The sequence below is a fragment of the Asanoa siamensis genome, assembly GCF_016862555.1.
Classification (GTDB): domain Bacteria; phylum Actinomycetota; class Actinomycetes; order Mycobacteriales; family Micromonosporaceae; genus Asanoa; species Asanoa siamensis.
Genome location: NZ_BONE01000003.1, coordinates 13512 through 32895, shown reverse-complemented (window position 1 = coordinate 32895; position 19384 = coordinate 13512). Strand labels below are relative to the sequence as shown.

At 70.4% G+C, this 19384-nt stretch carries 19 protein-coding genes, 3 tRNA genes and 1 pseudogene; 15 read left to right on the top strand and 8 right to left on the bottom strand.

What is annotated here, in order from left to right:
• Positions 1-87 precede the first annotated feature (87 nt).
• Together Asi02nite_RS02835 and soxR are read left to right on the top strand one after the other, a co-directional pair.
• Complete coding sequence (locus Asi02nite_RS02835; RefSeq protein WP_203710527.1) at positions 88-777, top strand: glycosyltransferase family 2 protein; 690 nt, start codon at positions 88-90, stop codon at positions 775-777.
• Positions 738-1238: a redox-sensitive transcriptional activator SoxR gene (gene soxR / locus Asi02nite_RS02830; RefSeq protein ID WP_373312121.1), complete on the top strand. Its 501-nt coding sequence runs from the start codon at positions 738-740 to the stop codon at positions 1236-1238. Before Asi02nite_RS02835 ends, soxR begins: the two co-directional genes overlap by 40 nt.
• Here the strand turns inward: soxR and Asi02nite_RS02825 are convergent.
• Positions 1225-2163 (bottom strand): NAD(P)H-quinone oxidoreductase, encoded by a 939-nt coding sequence (locus tag Asi02nite_RS02825; protein WP_203710526.1) that lies wholly within the window; start codon positions 2161-2163, stop codon positions 1225-1227. The genes soxR and Asi02nite_RS02825 overlap by 14 nt on opposite strands.
• 51 nt (positions 2164-2214) lie before the next feature.
• Between Asi02nite_RS02825 and Asi02nite_RS02820 the strand changes: the two genes are divergently transcribed.
• A tRNA-Ser gene (locus Asi02nite_RS02820) sits at positions 2215-2301 on the top strand.
• A 4-nt stretch (positions 2302-2305) separates the two neighbouring features.
• Here Asi02nite_RS02820 and Asi02nite_RS02815 read toward each other — a convergent pair.
• Entirely contained in the window at positions 2306-3016 is a 711-nt protein-coding gene (locus Asi02nite_RS02815) for a class I SAM-dependent methyltransferase (protein ID WP_203710525.1), read from the bottom strand.
• Between the two features lie 153 nt (positions 3017-3169).
• Here Asi02nite_RS02815 and Asi02nite_RS02810 point away from each other — a divergent pair, with 153 nt between their 5' ends.
• The 3 genes and pseudogenes from Asi02nite_RS02810 (at position 3170) to Asi02nite_RS02800 (ending at position 6604) form a co-directional block, all read left to right on the top strand.
• Complete coding sequence (locus tag Asi02nite_RS02810) at positions 3170-4966, top strand: DUF6311 domain-containing protein (protein ID WP_239126427.1); 1797 nt, start codon at positions 3170-3172, stop codon at positions 4964-4966.
• Positions 4963-5793, top strand: a complete 831-nt coding sequence (locus Asi02nite_RS02805; RefSeq protein WP_203710524.1) for a LysR family transcriptional regulator — start codon at positions 4963-4965, stop codon at positions 5791-5793. The genes Asi02nite_RS02810 and Asi02nite_RS02805 overlap by 4 nt, the downstream gene beginning before the upstream one ends.
• Before the next feature lie 89 nt (positions 5794-5882).
• A pseudogene (locus tag Asi02nite_RS02800) lies at positions 5883-6604 on the top strand (SDR family NAD(P)-dependent oxidoreductase).
• A gap of 40 nt (positions 6605-6644) precedes the next feature.
• Here the strand turns inward: Asi02nite_RS02800 and Asi02nite_RS02795 are convergent.
• Positions 6645-7286: a TetR/AcrR family transcriptional regulator gene (locus Asi02nite_RS02795; protein ID WP_203710523.1), complete on the bottom strand. Its 642-nt coding sequence runs from the start codon at positions 7284-7286 to the stop codon at positions 6645-6647.
• Between the two features lie 124 nt (positions 7287-7410).
• Between Asi02nite_RS02795 and Asi02nite_RS02790 the strand changes: the two genes are divergently transcribed.
• Both Asi02nite_RS02790 and Asi02nite_RS02785 read left to right on the top strand, forming a co-directional pair.
• Positions 7411-8097, top strand: coding sequence for an SDR family NAD(P)-dependent oxidoreductase (locus tag Asi02nite_RS02790; RefSeq protein ID WP_203710522.1), 687 nt, complete (start codon positions 7411-7413; stop codon positions 8095-8097).
• A gap of 36 nt (positions 8098-8133) precedes the next feature.
• Positions 8134-8361 (top strand): hypothetical protein, encoded by a 228-nt coding sequence (locus tag Asi02nite_RS02785; RefSeq protein ID WP_203710521.1) that lies wholly within the window; start codon positions 8134-8136, stop codon positions 8359-8361.
• Between the two features lie 109 nt (positions 8362-8470).
• Here the strand turns inward: Asi02nite_RS02785 and Asi02nite_RS02780 are convergent, their stop codons facing one another.
• The gene (locus Asi02nite_RS02780) at positions 8471-9238 is read right to left on the bottom strand and encodes an IucA/IucC family C-terminal-domain containing protein (RefSeq protein WP_203710683.1); all 768 of its coding nucleotides are present in this window, start codon (positions 9236-9238) and stop codon (positions 8471-8473) included.
• Between the two features lie 356 nt (positions 9239-9594).
• Here Asi02nite_RS02780 and Asi02nite_RS02775 point away from each other — a divergent pair, with 356 nt between their 5' ends.
• Positions 9595-11190, top strand: a complete 1596-nt coding sequence (locus Asi02nite_RS02775) for a peptide deformylase (RefSeq protein ID WP_203710520.1) — start codon at positions 9595-9597, stop codon at positions 11188-11190.
• Here Asi02nite_RS02775 and Asi02nite_RS02770 read toward each other — a convergent pair.
• Positions 11184-12431, bottom strand: coding sequence for an ATP-binding protein (locus Asi02nite_RS02770; RefSeq protein ID WP_203710519.1), 1248 nt, complete (start codon positions 12429-12431; stop codon positions 11184-11186). The two genes, Asi02nite_RS02775 and Asi02nite_RS02770, sit on opposite strands and share 7 nt — an antisense overlap.
• A 98-nt stretch (positions 12432-12529) precedes the next feature.
• Complete coding sequence (locus Asi02nite_RS02765; RefSeq protein WP_203710518.1) at positions 12530-13645, bottom strand: globin domain-containing protein; 1116 nt, start codon at positions 13643-13645, stop codon at positions 12530-12532.
• Positions 13646-13982: 337 nt separating this feature from the next.
• On the opposite strand from Asi02nite_RS02765, the gene Asi02nite_RS02760 reads away from it, so the two are divergent.
• Together Asi02nite_RS02760 and Asi02nite_RS02755 are read left to right on the top strand one after the other, a co-directional pair.
• Positions 13983-14366, top strand: a complete 384-nt coding sequence (locus Asi02nite_RS02760; protein ID WP_203710517.1) for a hypothetical protein — start codon at positions 13983-13985, stop codon at positions 14364-14366.
• Between the two features lie 68 nt (positions 14367-14434).
• Positions 14435-15175 carry a CPBP family intramembrane glutamic endopeptidase gene (locus Asi02nite_RS02755; RefSeq protein ID WP_203710682.1) on the top strand — a complete coding sequence of 247 codons (741 nt, stop codon included), beginning with the start codon at positions 14435-14437 and terminating at the stop codon, positions 15173-15175.
• Here the strand turns inward: Asi02nite_RS02755 and Asi02nite_RS42245 are convergent.
• Positions 15162-15854: a hypothetical protein gene (locus Asi02nite_RS42245; RefSeq protein ID WP_203710516.1), complete on the bottom strand. Its 693-nt coding sequence runs from the start codon at positions 15852-15854 to the stop codon at positions 15162-15164. The genes Asi02nite_RS02755 and Asi02nite_RS42245 overlap by 14 nt on opposite strands.
• A gap of 391 nt (positions 15855-16245) precedes the next feature.
• Between Asi02nite_RS42245 and Asi02nite_RS02745 the strand changes: the two genes are divergently transcribed.
• The 4 genes from Asi02nite_RS02745 to Asi02nite_RS02730 all read left to right on the top strand — a co-directional run bounded on the left by Asi02nite_RS02745 (position 16246) and on the right by Asi02nite_RS02730 (position 18595).
• Entirely contained in the window at positions 16246-16749 is a 504-nt protein-coding gene (locus tag Asi02nite_RS02745) for a hypothetical protein (RefSeq protein WP_203710515.1), read from the top strand.
• Between the two features lie 299 nt (positions 16750-17048).
• Positions 17049-17138: transfer RNA gene (locus tag Asi02nite_RS02740), tRNA-Ser, on the top strand.
• Between the two features lie 34 nt (positions 17139-17172).
• Positions 17173-17245, top strand: a tRNA-Arg gene (locus Asi02nite_RS02735).
• 108 nt (positions 17246-17353) lie between these two features.
• Positions 17354-18595, top strand: a complete 1242-nt coding sequence (locus tag Asi02nite_RS02730) for a restriction endonuclease (protein ID WP_203710514.1) — start codon at positions 17354-17356, stop codon at positions 18593-18595.
• On the opposite strand, the gene Asi02nite_RS02725 is transcribed toward Asi02nite_RS02730, so the two are convergent.
• Positions 18567-19382 carry a TIGR02452 family protein gene (locus tag Asi02nite_RS02725; protein ID WP_203710513.1) on the bottom strand — a complete coding sequence of 272 codons (816 nt, stop codon included), beginning with the start codon at positions 19380-19382 and terminating at the stop codon, positions 18567-18569. The genes Asi02nite_RS02730 and Asi02nite_RS02725 overlap by 29 nt on opposite strands.
• Positions 19383-19384 lie beyond the last annotated feature (2 nt).

Here is a 19384-nt window from a genome sequence, read left to right as displayed (position 1 = left end):
GCGAGCCATCCACCGGATGGTGGAACACGATCTTCGGACGGACCGAGTACGCTGATGCCGATTTGTCGCCTGCCCAGGAGATCCCCCGTGAAGCTCTCGATCCTCATGCCGGTCTACAACGAGGAAGAACGCATCGCGGAAGCGCTCAAGCAGGCGCTCGCGGTCGAATACCCGTGCGAGATCGAGCTCGTCGTGGTCAACGACGGCAGCAAGGACGGCACCGGCGCCATCCTTGACGCCGCGGACGACGCGCGACTGCGGGTCATCACCCACCCGAAGAACGCCGGCAAGGGCGCGGCCATCAAGACCGCGGTCGACAGCGCCGAGGGCGACTACATGGTTATCCTCGACGCCGACCTCGAATACGACCCGATGGACATCCCGCGGCTGCTCGTTCCGGTGCTCGACGGCCGGGCCACGGTGGTCTACGGCAATCGCACCTTCGGCAGCCACAGCGCCTACAGCTTCTGGTACGTGATGGGCAACAAGGCCGTCACCACCGCCGCCAACGTGCTCTACAACTCCTACATCGGCGACCTCGAGACCTGCTTCAAGCTGCTGCCGGTCTCGCTCTACCGGTCGCTCGAGGTCAAGTCGCGCGGCTTCGGCATGGAGGCCGAGGTCACCGGCAAGCTGCTGCGCCAGAAGATCCGGCCCTACGAGGTGCCGATCAGCTACCGGGCCCGTGGCCGCGAAGAGGGCAAGAAGATCACGTGGAAAGACGGCGTCGAGGCGCTGTGGATCCTCACCCGCGAGCGCGCCCGCAAGCAGCGCTGAGCACCGACTCGCTCACCATCGGTGAGCTTTCCGCGCGATCCGGCGTAGCGCCTTCGGCGCTGCGCTACTACGAGCGCCTCGGTCTGATCCGCGCCGGTCGTACCAGCGGCAACCAGCGCCGGTACGACCGGGCCGAGCTGCGCCGGGTCGCCTTCATCCGGATCGCCCAGCAGGTCGGCGTCGCCCTCGACGAGATCGCCGCGGCGCTGGCCTCGTTGCCCGACAACCGGACGCCGACCCGGGCCGACTGGAGCCGGTTGTCGGCGCTCTGGCGCACCCGGCTCGACGAGCGCATCGCGCTGCTCGAAGAGCTGCGCGACGACCTCGCCGAGTGCATCGGCTGCGGTTGCCTGTCGATGCAGCGCTGCCACCTCTACAACGCGGGCGACCGGTTGGCCGCCGACGGTGCCGGCCCGCACCTGTTGCTGCGCCGGGCCGGCCGCCGGGTCACGGCTGATTGATCAGCAGCACCTTGCCGATGTGGGCGTTCTCCTCGACCAGCCGGTGCGCCGCGGCCGCCTCGGCCATCGGCATCCGCCGGTCGATCACCGGACGGATGTGACCCGCTTCGATCAACGGCCAGACCTCCGCGCGTACGCCCTCGATGATCTCGGTCTTCTCCGCCTCCGGACGGGCCCGCAGGGTGGTCGCGGAGATGGTGCCCCGCTTGGCCATCAGGCTGCCGAAGTTGAGCTCGGTGCGCCGGCCGCCCTGGGTGCCGATGATGGCCAGGCGACCGTTCTTGGCCAGCGCGGCGATGTTGCGGTCCAAATAGGACGCACCCATGATGTCGAGGATCACGTCGGCGCCGCCGAGCTGTTCGGTGATCGCCGCGAAGTCCTCGGTGGAGTAGTCGATGACGTGGTCCGCGCCGAGGGCGAGCAACGCCTCGTGCTTCACCTTGCGGGCCGTGGTGACGACCCGTGCCCCGAGGGCCTTGCCGAGTTGGATGGCGAACGTGCCGATGCCGCTGGATCCACCGTGGACGAGAAAGGTCTCGCCGGCGCTCAGCCGGGCACCACGCACCACATTGGACCAGACAGTGCAGGCGACCTCGGGGAGCCCACCGGCTTCGTCGAGCGCGATGCCGGCCGGCACGGGCAGCACGTGGTCGGCGGGCACGGCGACCCGCTGCGCGTAGCCACCGCCGGAGAGCAGCGCGCACACGGGCCGCCCGTCGAGGAGCCCGGCGCACTCGAGCCCGGGATAGGGCGACGACCCCGCCGGCGGCGCGTAGTGCCCCTGGCGTTGCAGCAGGTCAGCCCGATTGACCGCGGACGCGACGACGTCGATCAGGACCTCGCCGGGCCCGGGCACGGGATCGGGCACCTCCGCCCAGGTGAGCACGTCGGGTCCGCCGGCCTCGGGGATGGTGATGGCACGCATGCCCTTTCTTACCCCGTGCCCGCCAACATGGCAGACTTGACCCCGCGTCCAGGAGGGTTCGCCTAGTGGCCGATGGCGCTGGTCTTGAAAACCGGTAAGAGGGCAACCTCTTCGTGGGTTCGAATCCCACACCCTCCGCTTTCTACTTCGGTCGGCGGGCCACCGCGAAGACCGACTGGCCGAACGGCGGCCGGACCCGGGTCTCGACCGCCTTGGTCGCCGGGAGCACCAGCTTGTCGTAGAACTTGACCATCGCGCCTTCCTTCGGTGTCAGGCGGAAGACGCTCGTGGCCATGTAGTAGCCGATCAGGCCCAGCGCGTTGGTGTAGTTGATCCGCTCCACCCGCAGGCCCGCCCGGGACATCACGCGGCCGAGCGAGCGGACCGTGTAGCGCCGCACGTGGCCCGTCGCGATGTCGACCGGGCTCATGGCGAACGGGAACGCCGGCACGATGATGATCACCGCTCCGCCGGGGCGGACGAGCGCGCCCATGCTCTGCAGCGCGCGGCGGTCGTCCTCGATGTGCTCGAGCACGTTGTACGAGACCGCCGCCGTGTAGGCGCCCTCGTCCTGGCTCGGCAGCAGCATCTGCCGTACCTCGATGTCGGTGTGCCCCGCGAGCCGTTCCTTCAAGGCGATCAAGCGGTCGGGGTCGGCCTCCGTGGCGGTGAACCGGGCCGTGTGCGGTGCCCACTCGAGCGCGTAGTCGCCCAGGCCGCTGCCGATCTCGATCGGAAACATGCCCAGGTAGGGCTGGGCCAGTTCGGCGAACCAACGCCGGTGGTTGACCGCGGTCGCCAAGCCTTCGAGCACCTCGGACTGAACCTGTTGATCCCCGGTGATCTCGGCCATCTGCCGCCTCCCCCCGGTAGGGACAGTTACCTCGATGGAACGTGAGAGACCTTCCCTATTGGTTACGGTATGAGAGCCCAGGTCGGATGTTCCGGAGATCCAGTGAATTGCCGGTCTTCTGTGGATCCCCTTGACAGGCCCTTGGAGGAGCCGATGGCGGTGGGTGGGAAAGGGGAGACCGACACGTCGGATCTGCCGCGGGTGACCCGTGCGCCGGAAGTGACGACCGCGCCGAACCGGCTGTGGATACGCGACCTCGCGGCGACCGCCAGCTATGTCCTGCTGGCCGGCTGGGTCACCTACCGGATCTGGCTGCACCCCACCTGGGGCCTGGAGGCGAACCGCGCCGACCAGGCCTTCTTCGAGTGGATGCTCGGCCACGGCGCGCTGGTCGCCACCGGCCAGGCCGCACCGTTCTTCTCCGACCAGATGAACGTGCCGCTGGGCATCAACCTGATGGCGAACACCTCGGTCCTCGGCATCTCGATCCCGATGGCCCCCGTGACCCTGCTGCTCGGGCCGCAGGTCGCCTTCAACGTCTTCCTCACCGGCGCGCTGATCCTGACGGCGGTGAGCTGGTACCTGGTGCTCTGCCGCTACCTGGTGCACCGTCGGTTCGCCGCCTGGGTCGGCGCCGGCTTCTGCGCCTTCGCGCCCGGCATGATCTCCCAGGCCAACGCCCACCCCAACCTGGTCGCCCAGTTCCTCGTGCCGGTGCTGATCTGGCGGACGCTGGAGTTGCGGCGCGACCCGCGCTGGCTGCGCAACGGCGTCCTGCTCGGCCTGGTGGTGATCTGGCAGGCGTTCATCAACCTGGAGATCCTGTTCATGACCGCCGTGGGCCTGGTGATCTTCCTGATCGTCGCGGGCGCGCTGCGCTGGCGGGAGACCCGGGCGACGTGGCGGCTGTTCCTGCGCGGCGGCCTGGTCGCGGTCGGCGTGGCGCTCGCGGCCCTCTGGTATCCGATCGGCCTGCTGCTCACCGGGCCACAGTCCTACAGCGGCCTCCCGTACGAGGTCCGTGGCTACGGCGCGGATCTCGCCGCGTACGTGGCCCTGTCCCGCGAGTCGCTGCTCGGCAGCATGGAGACCGCCCGCGGGCTGGCGCAGAACGCCGCCGAGGAGAACTCGTTCTTCGGCTGGCCGATGGTCGCGCTGGTCCTGGTCGTGGTGGTCGCACTGCGCCGCAGCGCGGCGGTGCTGGGCCTGTTCGCGGTCGGCGTGGTCTTCGCCTACCTCTCCCTCGGCCCGGTGGTGCGGCTGCACGGCGAGCCGACGGGGCTGCCGTCACTGTGGGCGTCACTGCACGACGTGCCCGTGCTCAGCTCGGCGGTGCCGACCCGCTGGGCGCTCGCCGTGACGCCGATCGTGGGGTTGTTGCTGGCGTGCGGCGTCGCGGTCGGCCAGAAGACGTTCACGGCGCCCGCGTGGCGGGCGGTGGGGGCGGCCGCGCTGGTGGTGGCGCTGGTGCCGATCGCACCGACCGCGCTGCCGGCGACCAAGCTGTCGAACACCCCGACGTTCGTCTCGTCGGGCGAGTGGCAGCGTTATGCGGCGGGCGGCCGGAGCCTCGTCTTCGTGCCGATGCCGACCTCGGGCGTCAACGACCCGATCCGCTGGTCGGCCAAGACGCTGACGCGGATGCCGCTCGCAGGCGGCTATTTCCTCGCGCCGGTCGGGCCGGAGCGGATCGCCAGCTTCACGTCCGAGTTCCGTCCGACCAACTACTACCTGCGGTACGTGAGCCGCACGGGCAAGATCCCACCGGCGTCCCCGGCCACCCGCGCGAACGCGCGCGCCGACCTCGCCTACTGGAACGCGGGCGCGGTCGTCGTCCCGAAACGCCGCGACTCCGAACTGTGGATCAAGACCATGACCGAGTTGTACGGCGTACCGCCGGAAAAGGTCGGCGACGTCTGGCTCTGGGACGCGACCAAACTGCGCGGGTGACCTCCGCGCTCGAGCGCGAACTCGGCGTCGACCTGCTGATCCGCAGCAGCACCGGCGTACGCCCGACCGAGGCCGGCCGGACCCTGCTCGTCGAGGCCCGCGCCGTGCTGGCCCGCTACGAGCGGGCGGTCTCGGCGCTGTCCCGGCACACCGAGCCCGGTGGCAGCCTGCTCCGCCTGGGCATCCCGCTCGAGCTGCCCGAGGACCTCCTGGTTGGTCCGTTGGCCCGGGTCGGCGAGCGGTTTCCCGAGACGCGGGTGCGGGCTCGGCACCTGTCGACCGCGGCCCAGTTCGCCGCGTTGCGGACCGGTGACCTCGACGTCGCGCTGGTCCGGGAACACCCGATCGGTGGCGGACTGGACGCGAGCCTGATCGTGGCGGAGCCCCTCGGGGTGCTGGTCACCGACGAGATGGCCGGGCGGGTGGCGGGCCCGGCCGGCGTGCGTCTCGAGAGACTCGTCGGGGTGCACTGGGTCGGCTTCCCACGGACGGCGAGCCCGGCCTGGTACGACGAGGTCACCGCGATCCTGCGCAGCCACGGTCTCGACCTCGGCCCGCCCGCGCCCGAAGGGCAGGAGCTGATCCCGGAGGTCAAGTTCACCGCGGTGCTCTCCGGGCGCGCGTTCGCGCTGGCCCCACCGCACTGGTCGGCGCCGCTTCCCCCGGGCGTCACCTGGCTGCCGCTGCTCGAACGGCCGCTGGTCCGGCGCACCTGGGCGGTCTGGCCGGCCGAGTCCCGCCGGCGTGACCTCGGCGCCCTGGTCGCCGCGCTGGAAGACGCTTATGGCGGCCATAACGACGGCGAAGAGCCTGGTGGGAAAGGCTGAGCGGGCTCCGGGCTTGAACCCGTCGACCGGCCGGGACGTCCCCGCCGGGCGCATGAGATGGGTGAACTGATGAACGATCTGACAGGTAAATCCGCGTTGGTGACCGGTGCACGAGCGGCATCGGCCGGGCGGCGGCGCTCGCCCTGGCCGACCTCGGCGCGTACGTCCTGGTCTCGGGCCGGGACCCGGTGCGGGGCGCCGCCGTGGTGGCCGACATCCGGGCCCGCGGCGGCAAGGCCGACTTCCTCGCGAGCGACCTGCGCGACGAGGCGACCGCCCGGTCGCTGGCCAGGCAGGCGCGTGACCTGACCGGCGGGTGGACGTGCTGGTCAACAACGCCGGGATCTACCCCGCGGTGGCCACCGACGCGACCAGCGAGGAGGACTTCGACGCGGTCTACGCGATCAACGTCAAGGCGCCGTACTTCCTGGTCGCCGAACTGGCGCCCGAGATGGCCCAGCGTGGGGACGGGGCGATCGTCAACGTCTCCACGATGGTCGCCGAGTTCGGCCTGCCGGGCATGGGCCTCTACGGTTCGAGCAAGGCGGCGCTGGTCCTGCTGACCAAGGCCTGGGCCGCGGAGTTCGGCCCGCGCGGGGTGCGGGTGAACGTGGTCAGCCCGGGCCCGGTACGCACCGCCGGCACCCAACCGATGGGCGACGACCTCGACGAGTTGGCCTCCGGCGCGCCGGCCGGCCGGGTCGGGCTGGCCGAGGAGGTGGCGGAGGCGATCGCGTTCCTGGCGACGGGCAGGTCGAGCTTCGTACACGGCGCCCTCCTACCGGTCGACGGCGGCCGAATCGCCGTCTAACGGCGCTGCTGCCTGGCCCGGCGGGAGTGCCGCCCCGCCCCTACCCCCGCTTGTTGACCGGTGGCCGTTGCATCGCGCGGACCACCTCCGCTGCTGGTGGTGGGTCGGGTAGTGGGCTCGGGTTGCGCGTGTGCAGCGCGTCGAGGGCGAGCGCGAGGAACCGGGGTGCGCTGCCCGGCAGGTCGGCGCCGAGTTGGCGGACGATGGCTCCGTTGGCGATCAGGAGCAGGACGATGTCCTCCGGTGTGAAGTCCGCCCGGAGCGTGCCCTGGCGTTGCGCCGCGCGGATCAGCCGGTTCTGGGTCGCGTACAGGCGGTTGCGCACCTGCTCCAGCGCGCCCGGTGCCGGCATGGTCAGGGTGAGCACGTCGGTGACGGTGACGTCCTGTGCCTGCATGGCGCCGAGCTGCTCGAGGTACGTGCGGAACGCCAGCCACGGGTCGTCGATCTTCCGGGCCTCCTCGGCAGCGGCCAGGTAGCCCTCGACCCGGTCCAGGAAGACGGCCTCGACCAGTTCGATGCGGTCCGGAAAACGCCGGTAGAGCGTGCCGATCCCGACCCCGGCCTCCTTGGCGATCTCCTCGACCGGGGCGTGCACACCCTGGGCGGCGAACACCCGGCGGGCGGCGTCGATGATGCGCTGCCGGTTGCGTTCGGCGTCTGCCCGGAGCCGCGTTGCCACGCGTGCCATGCTACCGAAGCGGAACTTCGTGCTCCTGTTAGCCGATGACCCGGCTCACGATCCGGGCGGATCGGCGGTCCGCCATGGCACAGTTCCATTGGATCTTCGAAGGGTGGCACGACATATGGGCACGGCAATCGTCATCGGTGGGACGGGTGGGCTCGGGCTCGCCGTCGCGACCCGGCTCGTCGCGCGCGGCGACGAGGTCGTCGTGACCAGCCGCGAAGTGGAACGGGCCGTGGCCACGGCCGCGGAGATCGGGCCCGGCGTACGCGGCCTCGGTGTCGACCTGGCCGAGCCGGAGACGATCGCGCAGTCCCTCGCCGAGATCACCGAGGTCGACCACCTGGTGGTCACCGCGACCAGCCAGGTGCCGAACACGCTGGACAACTTCGACCTGGCCGCCGCGATCACGGCGCACACGATCAAGCTCGTCGGGTACGCCGAGGTGGTCCGCGTGCTCCGCGACCGGTTCCGCGCCGGCGCGTCGGTGGTGCTCTTCGGCGGTGTGGCGAAGGACCGGCCGTACCCGGGCTCGACCGCCGTCACCACCCACAACGCCGGCCTGGGTGGCCTGGCCCGGACGCTGGCCGTGCAGGTCGCCCCGCACCGGGTCAACGTGCTGCACCCGGGCATCGTCGGCGACAGCCCGAAGTGGCGCGACACCCCGAACCACCCGCACCTGCCCCGCACCCCGCTGGGCCGCCTGGTCACCACCGAGGAGATCGTCGACGCGACGGAGTTCCTCCTCCGCAACGGCGGCGTCAACGCCCAGGAGCTCTACATCGAGGGCGGCGTCCTCGCGAACTGACGGGTGCGCTTCCGGCGGCATGGGTAAAGCGACCGGATGCTGGTCGCGACCGTCGGTTGCCGGGTCTGCGCGAACGGCCTGATCGTGTTCACGGTCGGCTCGGGCCTGTTCCTGGAGTGCGTCGAGTGCCTGACCGGCTATCGCGATCCCGCCGACCTGACGGCGTCGTTCCGCGTCGAGGATCTTCGCGAACCGACCCGGCCGGCGACGGCGGCCGAGGTCGCGAACCGGGGCTGGGCGGCCTATCTGGACCGCCGGTCATGACCGACGCCCTGACCGCGAGCCCAGGCGGACCTGGCAGCGCAGCGAAGCGGAGCGTTGTCTGGCGGGAGCGACGGTCGTGACCACCGCGGGCCCGAGCCCGGATGCTGCCTTAAGAAGGCTTGATGACGCAGCCCGAGCAGAGCTTCGGCTGCGGGAGCGTGAAGGCGAGGCAGCACGTCTTGCGCTGCACGTTGAGTTGCCCGCCCGGCCCGTCGACGAGTTCGATCAGATCGTCGAGTTCCAGCGCGGTCAGGAGCGTCGCGATGTTGTCGCGGGTCGAGCCCGGCAGCCAGTCGGCCGCGCGGAGCAGGCCGTAGGCGACGCCCGAGGCGACCGAGCCCAGCAGCGTACGGGTGCCCACCCGGACCTGGCCGTGGATCGCGTCCAGCAGCGGGTTGACGTGCTCGTCGAGCAGCGTCGCGCGGAACGTCTCCAGCAGCGCCGCCTCGTCGGGGACCACCACGACCTCCGGCAGGCCAGAGATCGCCAGCGGGTCCGACGGCAGCACCGCGACGTCGATCGTGCGGCGGTAACCGAGCGTCAGCAGGGGCCGGTGGTCCTCGAAGTGCACGAGCACGTCGTCGGCGCGCAGCAGCGGCACCCGGCGGGCCGACGCCCAGCCCAGCACGGCCGGCAGGGCCAGCCAGTAGCTGTAGGACTTCCAGGCCAGCGCCGCGGCGGCGTGCGGTGAACCGCGCCAGCGGCGGGCGGCCGCGTCGAGCAGTTGGGGCAGGTGGGTGCCGTCGGAGAGCGACGAGGCCGGGATCCAGCCGGCCGGGTCGTGCACCAGCAGCCCGCGGGTGAGCCCGGGGAGATCGTCTGTGCCGAACATCGACCGCAGCGTGGAGCTGATCGGGTCGAAGGGTGCGCCGGCCATCGCGCGGAAGTCGATGGTCGCGGTCACGTTGACCACACCGCCAACTTCGTTCGTGCCGTCACGGAGTCCCACCCATCGTCGCGGAATCGCCCATGGCTAGCCGGTTACCTCTGGCTCGCCAGCCGAAACACCATAGCGTGCTAAGGCTAGCCTAACCAGAGAAACTCGAGCCCGGGTGGGCAAGTACTCATCTGGGGTGACCCCCACAATTCGCGGCGTATCGACTAGGTCGCACTGCGCGACGATTGTCAAGGCATTTGTCGGTAACGCGGCACTTCTGGTCGGGTTTCCGATCGGCGCAGCAGACTGGATTTCCGGGCCTTCTAGGGGAGTTCCGGCCCCAAAAGGGATGCGTGATGCCGAGCCCACCGCCGCCGACTTCACCAATCTCGCCGATAGAACGCGCCGCCGAGTCGTTCGCGGCCGAGCTGTCGCGCTGGCGGGTAGAACGCGGCCTGACGAAGAAGCAGCTGGCCACGCAGATGGGCTTCGACCCGTCGTACGTCAGCCACGTCGAGGGCCGCCGCCACCGCCCCACCGAAGATTTCGCCCGCCGCGCCGAGGCCGTGCTCAGCGCCGGCGGCGCGATCTGGCTGCGCTTCCAGGACTACGACGAGCTGCGGCACGCCCGCGGCGCCGGCCAGCCGCAGCGCGACCCGCCGGTGCCCGAGCAGTGGATGCCGCCCGGCACCGGGTTGATCGTCGAGCACGAGGTCGCCACGCTCGAGTTCGTCGACGACGCCTACCGGACGGTCGTCCGCCGCTCGCTCTACAACGCGGGCAAGGAGCCGGTCACCCGCTACCTGGTGCGGGTCGCCGTCGACCGCTACCCCGAGGACCCGGAGCTGTCCAACAAGCACCACCGCGACCACCCGCTGACGTTCGAGGAGCTCGACCTGCGGGCCTGGTGCGACGACCCGCCGGCGCGCGAGCCGATGGAGTGGCGCAAGAAGCACGACCGGGACGCGTTCAAAGAGGTGTGGCTGCTCTTCGAGAACGAGAACGGCCGGTTCCCGCTCTATCCCGGGGAGAGGGTCACCATCGAGTACGCGTACACGGTGAGCCCGGAGAAGTGGGGTCGTTGGTTCCAGCGGGCCGTCCGCCTGCCCACCCGGCGCCTGACGGTGCGCCTCGACTTCCCGACCGCGCTGGACGCGCAGGTCTGGGGCGTGGAGACGTCGCTGTCGGCGGAGGAGGCACCGCTGCGTACGCCCGTGGCCCGGCGCGCGGAGGGCGACCGCACGCTGTTCGAGTGGACGACGGACGCGCCGACGCTGAACGCCCGGTACCGGCTGGAATGGCGCTTCCGGGCCGTGTCCGGGTCGCTGGGCACCAACGGCCGGAAGCTGTGGGAGCCGGCCCGCCCGGCGATCGTGCCGGCGCAGCGGCAGGCGCCGCGGGCACCGAGCGAGCGGATGCGGTCGGTCGGCGTCGTGCAGCGGGGCAGTGCCCTGCTCGCGCACCCGGCGGTCCCGCTGCGCCTGCCGTCGGACGCGGCCGCGGGCCGGGACGTCGTCGACCGGCTGTTCGCGGCCCTCGAACGCATCGAGGAGATGCACATCTTCAGCAAGGGCGTGGGCCTGGCGGCGCCGCAGGTAGGCCTCTCGGTCGCGATCGCGGTGGTCCGCCCACCCGACCCGGCCGCCGAGCCGCTGGTGCTGGTCAACCCGCGGGTGGTCGACGCGTCACCGGAGTCGGACGAGCGCTACGAGGGCTGCCTGTCCTTCTTCGACGTCCGCGGCCTGGTGCCCCGGGCGCTGCGCCTAGTGGTCGAGCACGCCGACTGGAACGGGTCGCGCCGCCTGACGACCTTCGAGCGCGGCCTGGCCCGGCTGGTGGCACACGAGATCGACCATCTGGAGGGCCGCCTCTACGACTCGCGCATGCCACCGGGAGCGCCGCTGGTCCCGATCACCGAATACCGCGAGTCCGGGGTGCCCTGGAGCTACTGAACCTGCCAGAGCGCGCTGATGGGGATCGCGCGGAGCTTGTCCCCGAACGGCAGGGTCGAGGTGCCCGTGTAGAGGACGACGCCGGTGACGAAGTCGTCACCCAGCCGTTCGGCCAGCCGGCGCAGGCCCCGGAAGTCGTCCGGTCCGACGGTCGACGCCGCCTTCACCTCGACGCCGACGACCCGGCCGGACCGGTTCTCGAGCACCGCGTCGACCTCGAACTTGCTGTGGTCGCGGTAGTGCGAGAGCTCGACCGGTTGGCTGGACCAGGTCAGCTGCCGCGCTATCTCGGAGAGGACGAAGGACTCGAGCAGCGGCCCGAAGGGCGCACCGGGGCGGAGCAGCGACCGCGCCTCGATCGCGAGTTCGTTGGCGGCAATGCCTGAGTCGACGAAGACGAGCTTCGGGGCCGCCGTGGCCCGGGTGCCGAGGTTGCGCGACCAGCCCGGGACGCGCTTGACGAGGAAGATCTCCTCGAGGGCGCGCAGGTAGCGGGCGACCGTGGGCCGGCTCAGCCCGAGTTCCCGCTCCAGCGAGTTGGCCGCGATCGTGGTTGCCGACCTCGCGGCGAGCAGGCGTACGAGCGTGCGCAGTTCGGCCTTGCGGTGGATGTCGGAGAGCTGGCGGACGTCGCGGTCGATCAGGGCCTGGACGTATCCGTCGAAGAAACGTGCGCGGCGCTGGGGGTCATCGCGTCCGGTGGCTTCCGGGAGCCCGCCGCGGACGATCCGGGCGGCGTAGTCGGCACGGGTGACCGTCGACTCGTGCGCGACGTCGGGGCCGGACGCGAAGACGGCGTCCACGAAGCCGTCCGGCGTGCCGTCCAACTCCCCCTGCGAGAACGGCCAGAGTTCGACGGTTTCCATGCGGCCCGGCAGCGCGTCCGGGGCGGCGACCATCCCGAACAGCCGGGAGGAGCCGGTGAGGAGGTAGCGGCCGGGACGTGGATCTTCGTCGACGGATGCCTTGATGGCCAGCAGCAGTTCCGGCGCGCGCTGGATCTCGTCGATCGCCATCAGCTCGGTCGTGTCGACGAAGCCGACCGGATCAGCGAGGGCCGCCGCCCGGTCCTGCGCCCTGTCCAGATCTCGGCGCTCGGCGAGGCGGTCCTGGGCGACCAGCCGGACGAGCGTGCTCTTGCCGACCTGGCGTGCCCCGCTGATCAGGACCACGCGGGTGTCGGCGAGCGCGGCGCTCACCTGGGCCGCTGCCCGCCGTGGCACGAGCCGGGTCGTGGGCACCCGATCAGGCTAGGCCGTTTTTCGATCTGCGACGAGCAAACTTTCGATTTGCGGCGTGTCGGCGTTCCATTCGCGGAGCTGCGATGTGCCTTCTGCGGCTAGATGTCGCCGAAGGTGTCGTACTTGATGCGGACCGCGGGGACCTTGAGCTCGGCCAGCGTACGCAGGGTGTTCTTGACCATTGAGGACGAGCCCGAGACGAAGAAGTCGTGGTCGCCCCAGGGGCCGTAGCGGGCCACCACGTCGCCGACGTTGCCCTGTTCGCCGACGAAGTTCTTGTCGTCGCTGCAGGCCGGCACCACCGACAGCCACGGGTAGCGGGCCGCCAGCTTGTTGAGCTCCGGTAGGTCGTACAGGTCGTCGCGGTCCTTGGCGCCGAAGAACACGTGCACCCAGCGCGTGCGGTTGTAGCGGGTCAGCTCCTCGATCAGCGCCTTGATCGGAGCGAGGCCGGTGCCGCCGGCGACGCAGACGATGTCGCGGGTCGACTTGCGGTCGAGGGACATCGTGCCCATCGGCGCCGCGACCCGGAGCAGGTCGCCGACCTGGACGCGGCGGACCAGGGCGCTCGACACCCAGCCGGCGCCCAGCGCGCGCACGTGGAACTCGATCGTGCCCTCCTTGTTGGGGGCGTTGGCCATCGAGTACGTGCGCCAAAGGCGGGGCTGGTAGCGCGGTGCCTCGACGCTGACGTACTGGCCGGCGCGGAACTCGAGCGGATATTGCAGCGGCCGGCACGTGATCACCGCGATGTCCTTGGCGCGGCGCTCGTGGGTGAGCACCTCGGCGTGCCAGTACGCCGGGTTCGTGTCGGCCTCGGCGCCGGCGATCATCTTCTTGGCGATCACGTTGTACGCGTCGCCCCAGGCCTGGTCGTACTCGATGCTCCAGGCCTCGCCGGCGAAGGTGCGCAGGGCCTCCAGCAGGGCACCGCCGACCACGTCGTAGTGCTCCGGTTCCACGTGGAACTTGCGGTGGTCCTTTCCGAGCTGCCGCAGGTATTCCTCGAACCGGTCGGGGTCGTCGAGCGACTGCACGGCCGTGACGATGGCGCCGAGCAGACGCGCCCGCTGCACGTCCATGGTCACCGGGAACAGGTTCCGCAAGTGCGGGTTGGACAGGAAAATGCGTGCGTAGAAGTAACCGGCGACCTTGTCCTGCTGCTCCTCGACGAGGGTCCAGCTTTCCTTCAGTAGCCGTGAAAGGTTCCCCATTGACGCCCTTTTCGCTTGTCTGACGCGCCTTGGCCTCCACCCGGCCCGCCGTGCCTCTGGTTGATCAGGGTGTGTGTGGTCGCGCTGTGCACGTCTGACCAGCGTGAGCACTCTGCGTCGAGGTCCATCGCACAGAATGTGCGACGAACGCGATCCCACCCTGTCTATGGATCACTCGTTGTGGAACTCTGAACCGCGTGTGGTAAGGCGCTGCGCGTTCCGGCTGGTCGCAATCGGTTCTGGAGTTCGCATGGAGCGCACCGTCATCCCGGCCCCATCAGGGTCGTTCGCTCGTAGCCGGCGGGCCGCCGGTCGGCGATCGAGTGCGCCCGCAACGGTGGACCCGCCACGTGCGCGGCTCGACGACCGCATGGTCGGGTTCATCTCGGCGCAGGAGATGGTCTTCGTCACCGCGGCGCGCGGCGGGCGCACGGCGTGTCGGGGTGTCCCCGGGTTCGTCCAGGCGCCGTCGCGGCGTTTGATCACCTGGCCGGAGCCGCGGGTCTCGCCGATCTCCGGGCCGGTACGGCTGCTGTTCCTCGACCTCCTGCGGGAACGTACGGGTCTGCACGTGTCGGGCACGGCGTCTGTGGTGGCGTTCGCGCCGCCGCACCTGGCTTCCCCGGCCGGCGCGCCGGCTCAGGCGTCGCCTGACGCTGCCTGCTGGGTGCGGGTACGCGTTGATCAGGCGTGGTTCGCCGACCAAGGTCCGCTGGCTTGATGCGCGCGCCCAGGTTCATCCGGCACAGTTAGCGCGTGGCAGTCGATCTCTCGCCTTCGCAGGACCCGGTGGTTCGGGACGACAGGCGCCTGCGCCCGGAGATCTTGATCGTCCTGGGTCTCTCGCTGGGCCAGTCGGCTGTCTACTCGCTGGTCACGATCGTGGCCCGACTGACGGCGTCACAGCCGCTGTCGCAGCAGACGGCCACGCTGAACCCGTCGCAGTCGGTGCGGCCGTACCTGGATCTGACGTACCAGTTGCTCGGGATCCTGTTCGCCCTCGTACCCGTGGCCCTGGCGCTGTATCTGCTGCGGTCGCCGCGGTCGCTGCTGGGTCTGGATGTTCGGCGGCCCTGGTTCGATCTTGGCTGGGGGGTGGCGCTGGGGGCGGCGATCGGGCTGCCGGGCCTGGGCCTGGTCTGGGCGGCGTCCGCTCTGGGCATCAACGCCAACCTGGTCCCGGCCGCGCTGCCGCCGGTGTGGTGGGCCGTCCCGGTCTTGATCCTGTCAGCGCTGCAGAACGCCATTCTGGAAGAGATCATCGTCGTCGGTTACCTGGTCACGCGGCTGCGCGAACTCGGCTGGCGGCTGCCGTGGGTGATCGCGGCGTCCGCGGTGCTGCGCGGCTCGTACCACCTTTATCAGGGTTTCGGCGGCTTCATCGGCAACGCCGTGATGGGGGTCGTCTTCGCGCTGTTCTTCATCCGGACGAAGCGCGTGCTGCCGCTGGTGGTGGCGCACACGCTGCTGGATGTGGTGGCTTTTGTCGGGTACGCGCTGCTGCCGCGCGAGTGGTTCAGCTGGCTCTGAACCGCTGGATCGCGCGGGCGGCGACCCGCTCCGAGTTGAGGCTCGCGGCCGCGGCGCCACCGGCGAGGGCGATGCCCGGCCAGGCCCGGGCGAGGAGTTTCAGCGCGGCCCAGGTGGCGGTCCTGCTCGCGGCCGTGATGGGCGCGCGGCTGGCGCTGTGACCGGGCTCCTGGTTGATCGCGGCCGCGGCGGACTCGTGGTCCTGGTGGATACCGGTCAGGACCAGAATGTCCTCGGGCGTGGCCTGCTTGCCGTAGGCGGCGGCGATGTGGGCGACGAGCTCGGCGTTGGCCCACCCGGTGGCGGCGAGGTCGGCGGGGGCGGACCAGCCGTTGGCGAAGCTGACCATCGCGCCGGCGAGGGTGGCCTTGCGGGTGAAGCGGCGCTGAGCGAGCCGGGCGAGGGCGTCGGGGGTGGCGGTGGGGTAGGTGGCGCGGATCTCCTGGGCCCAGACCTCGGCTTGCGGGGCGAACCGCTTGACGGCGGCGATGGCTGCTTGTTCTGGGAGGCGGGTGAGGGAGCGGGCGACCTCCGCGCCGCCGGCGGCGGGGGCGCTGGTGACCGGCGCCGTCCTGGGCTCGTGCGTGGTGGGCGTCGCGGCTGGCGCGCTTGTGGCCGGGCTCGCCGTGTCGAGCTGGGCCACGGCGGCGGTGTCAGGGCTCTGATCGGTGGTCGACACCGCTTCCTCCGGGTCTTTCTTCGGGGCGGGCGCCGCCTTCTTGGCCGCGGCCTTCCTGGCTCGCGGAGTCGTTGTCGCGGTTCCAGCTTCGGCTTCGGCTTCGGCGGAGATCGCCTTCTTGCGCGGCCGAGGCGCCTTGGTCGGGGGTGCGGCGTCGCCAGGCGCCGGATCCTTCACGGCGTCCGGCTCGTCGCTGCTCTTCCGTGCAGCGGGAGCCCGCTTCGCCGGAGCGGCCTTCTTGTCCGGGGCCGCGGCTGCCTTGACCGGCTCCTCGGAGCTGGCGGTCCGCCCAGCCTGCCGCGGCGTCGTTGGCGACGCCGAGTCGGTGGGCTTCGCGTCCGTACCCGAAGACACCGCGGCAGGCGATCCCGGGTTGCCTGGGGATGCGGGCTTGGGCGACGGCGAATCCGGGGCTGTTGGCCTCGCGCTGGCGGTCGCTGTGCCGTCGGTCGGCGCCGCGGACTCACCTGCCGGCTTCGCGGTGCCGGTCGCAGCGGGCGTCGCCGCGTCCTTGGCCTCCGGCTTCCTAGCGGCGGGCGCAGCGGCCTTGGCCGGCGGCGTGGCCGTAGCCGGCTTCGCGGTGGCGGGCGGAGCGTCGGCAGCGAGAGGCGCCTCGGTGGCGGCCGGCTTCCTCGTAGCGGGGGCTGCGGCCTTGGCCGGCGGCGAGGCCGTAGCCGGCGTCGCGCCAGCTGGCGCGTCTGTGTCTGACGACTTCTGGGCGGACTTCTTCCGCGGCCGAGGCGTCTTCGTATTTGTGGCGTCCGTCACCGGAGCGGCTCCACCCTCGGCCGGCTCGCCTATAGACGGACTGTCGCCATCCTTCGACGGCGAGGATGCGGCCGCCCGAGCCGGCCGCGGCGCAGGCGGGGTCGGCGGGACATCAGCGGGCGCCTGAAAGAGCATCGCGGGGGGTTGCTTGGCGACCCGAGGCTGCGGCGGCGTACGAGGCTTGTCCTGCTCGGTCGGCGCGGCAAAGTTGGCCTTCGCAGGCCGCGACCGCGGCCGCCGCTGTTCAGCCGGCGGCTCCGGCTCCGTAGCACCGGTTCCCATGGTTTGCCAGCCTAGTCCCGCGACTGGGGGTTCACAGGTTGCCAGAGCCGCAAGTCTCCTCGATCGCGCTCCAGAGGCCGCTTTGCCCGGTCCACCAAGAGCCCTGTATCCTCGACCGGCGGTGGTCTGCAGGCGGACCACCGAGGAGACTTCGCCTAGTCTGGTCTATGGCGCCGCACTGCTAATGCGGTTGGGGTTTACCGCCCCTCCCGGGTTCGAATCCCGGAGTCTCCGCGCCAAACCCAGCGTGTATGCTGGCGTGGCACCTGCGCCCGTAGCTCAACGGATAGAGCATCTGACTACGGATCAGAAGGTTAGGGGTTCGAGTCCCTTCGGGCGCGCAATGAAGCTCCTGAGCTGCTGCTCGGGAGCTTTTCTGCATCTCTCGCTGGTCGCGGACGAGCCTCTTGGTGATCTTGTCCGAGGACGGCTGGCCATATAGTGCCGCTGTGGACGACCCCGAGCTATATGTGCCCTTCGACGCGCTGAGCGACGCCGACCTCATGGTGGACGCCATCTATCGTGGAGGGTCCGCGGGTTCGGTGGCCGATGATCCCCTTGGCCGGCTGCTGCCGGTCGGCAACCAAGGTGGGTTCCGGTACAAGGGCTCGGTCCTGGACAAGACCGTACGGCTGGCGGTGCTTTACACCTCCGGCTTCGAGCCGGACTGGCCCGACGAACTCGACGAGCAGACCGGGGTGTTCACCTACTACGGCGACAATCGCCGTCCTGGTCAAGAGCTGCACGTAACCCGGCGGCGCGGCAACATGCTGCTTCGGGATGTCTTCGCTGCTTGCCACGCGAGCGCCGCGGACCGGGCGAAGGTCCCGCCTATCCTGCTGTTCGCGAAGGCGGGTAGCGGCGGCCGGGACGTGCGCTTCCGCGGTCTGCTCGCGCCTGGAGCGGCAACGCTGACTGCGAACGACGATCTACAAGCGATCTGGCGTAGCACCGCAGGCAAGCGTTTCCAGAACTATCAGGCACGGTTCACCGTGCTGGACCAGGCGGTGATCCGCCGTAGCTGGCTCGACGAGGTTCTCCGTGGCAGTCCGCTTGGCGAGGCGTGCCCCAAACCGTGGCGTGAGTGGGTGAATGGCCGCTCCTACCACCCGCTGGTGGCACCGTCGACCAAGGTTGTGCGCACGCGCGACGAGCAACTGCCCTCCGACGGGCCGGGCCAGCGAATGCTGGAGACCATTCATCGGTTCTTCGCGCCCAACCCGCATGGGTTCGAGCGGTGCGCGGTAGAGCTTTGGCGGATGATGTCGCCGGCCACCGGCGCGGTCGACGTCACTCGGGCCAGCCGCGACGGCGGTCGCGATGCAGTTGGCGTGTATCACCTTGGGCCGGCCGCCGACCGTATCGCCATCGACTTTGCCCTGGAAGCTAAGTGCTACGCGCGGACCAACTCGGTAGGGGTCACCGATATTTCGCGATTGATCTCTAGGCTCCGGCACCGGAATTTTGGTGTCTTCGTGACGACCTCGTACTTTCACCACCAGGCGTATGGCGAAATCCGTGCTGACCAGCACCCGATCGCGCTGATATGTGGTGGCGACATCGTCGATATCCTGCGCCGTCACGGCCACGGCACTCCAGAGGCCGTGCACACGTGGCTGTCCACGAACTTCGCCGATGACAAGGGGGAGGCCCAGGCCGCGATCAGGTCAGCGAATCGCGGAAGGCCGTAGCGACTTGCTTGCCAGCGGTCGTGTCGTACACCGCGAAGGTGACCGTGCGGAACAAGCCGCGGTAGTCGGTGCGTAAGGCATGGGCAAAGATGTCGGCGATCAGGGTTGGATCGTTGGCGAAGACGCCGCATCCCCAGGCGCCGAGGACGAGTGCTTCTAACCCGTGGTAGGCGGCCACGTCGAAGATGCGGGCCGCGCGGTGGCGCATGGTGGGCTCGATGTCCGCGACACGAGCGGCGTGCTGGCGGCGGACCACCGCCGCGTTGACTGCTGGGCTGGTCACGATCGAGCAGGTGAAAGGCTCGTTGAGCAGCGCGCCCGGGTCGTCGCGGAAGAACGGGACGTCGGGGCTGAAGATCATGTGGTCGCTGTAGAACGGGTCGCGGACGCGGTTGTGGTGGGCGTACATCGGGTTGCCTTCGAGGCAGGCGACCAGCGCTGACGAGCGGGCCAGGGACTCCTCCTGGGCCTGGGCTCCGGTGCGGAAGCCCCCACCGGGGTGGCGGGCGGACGCGAAGTTCAGAGCGCCGGTTCGTAGCCCGGACGCGGACAGCCTCCGCGCGGCCGTGATCGTCGTTTCGTCGGTCACCGTGATCTCGGTCGTGCTGCCCAGCGAAGCACTCACTGACGGTGGCGGTGCCTGCGGCGGGTATGACGTCGTGCCGCTTACCGCCGCGGCGGTCGCAGCCGCGATGTCCACCCAGGACCCGTCGTCGCGGGCATACCCACCCGCGGCGATCACCTCGAGCGTCTGCTGAGCGACCGCGATCCGTTCGGCTCGGTTCACGC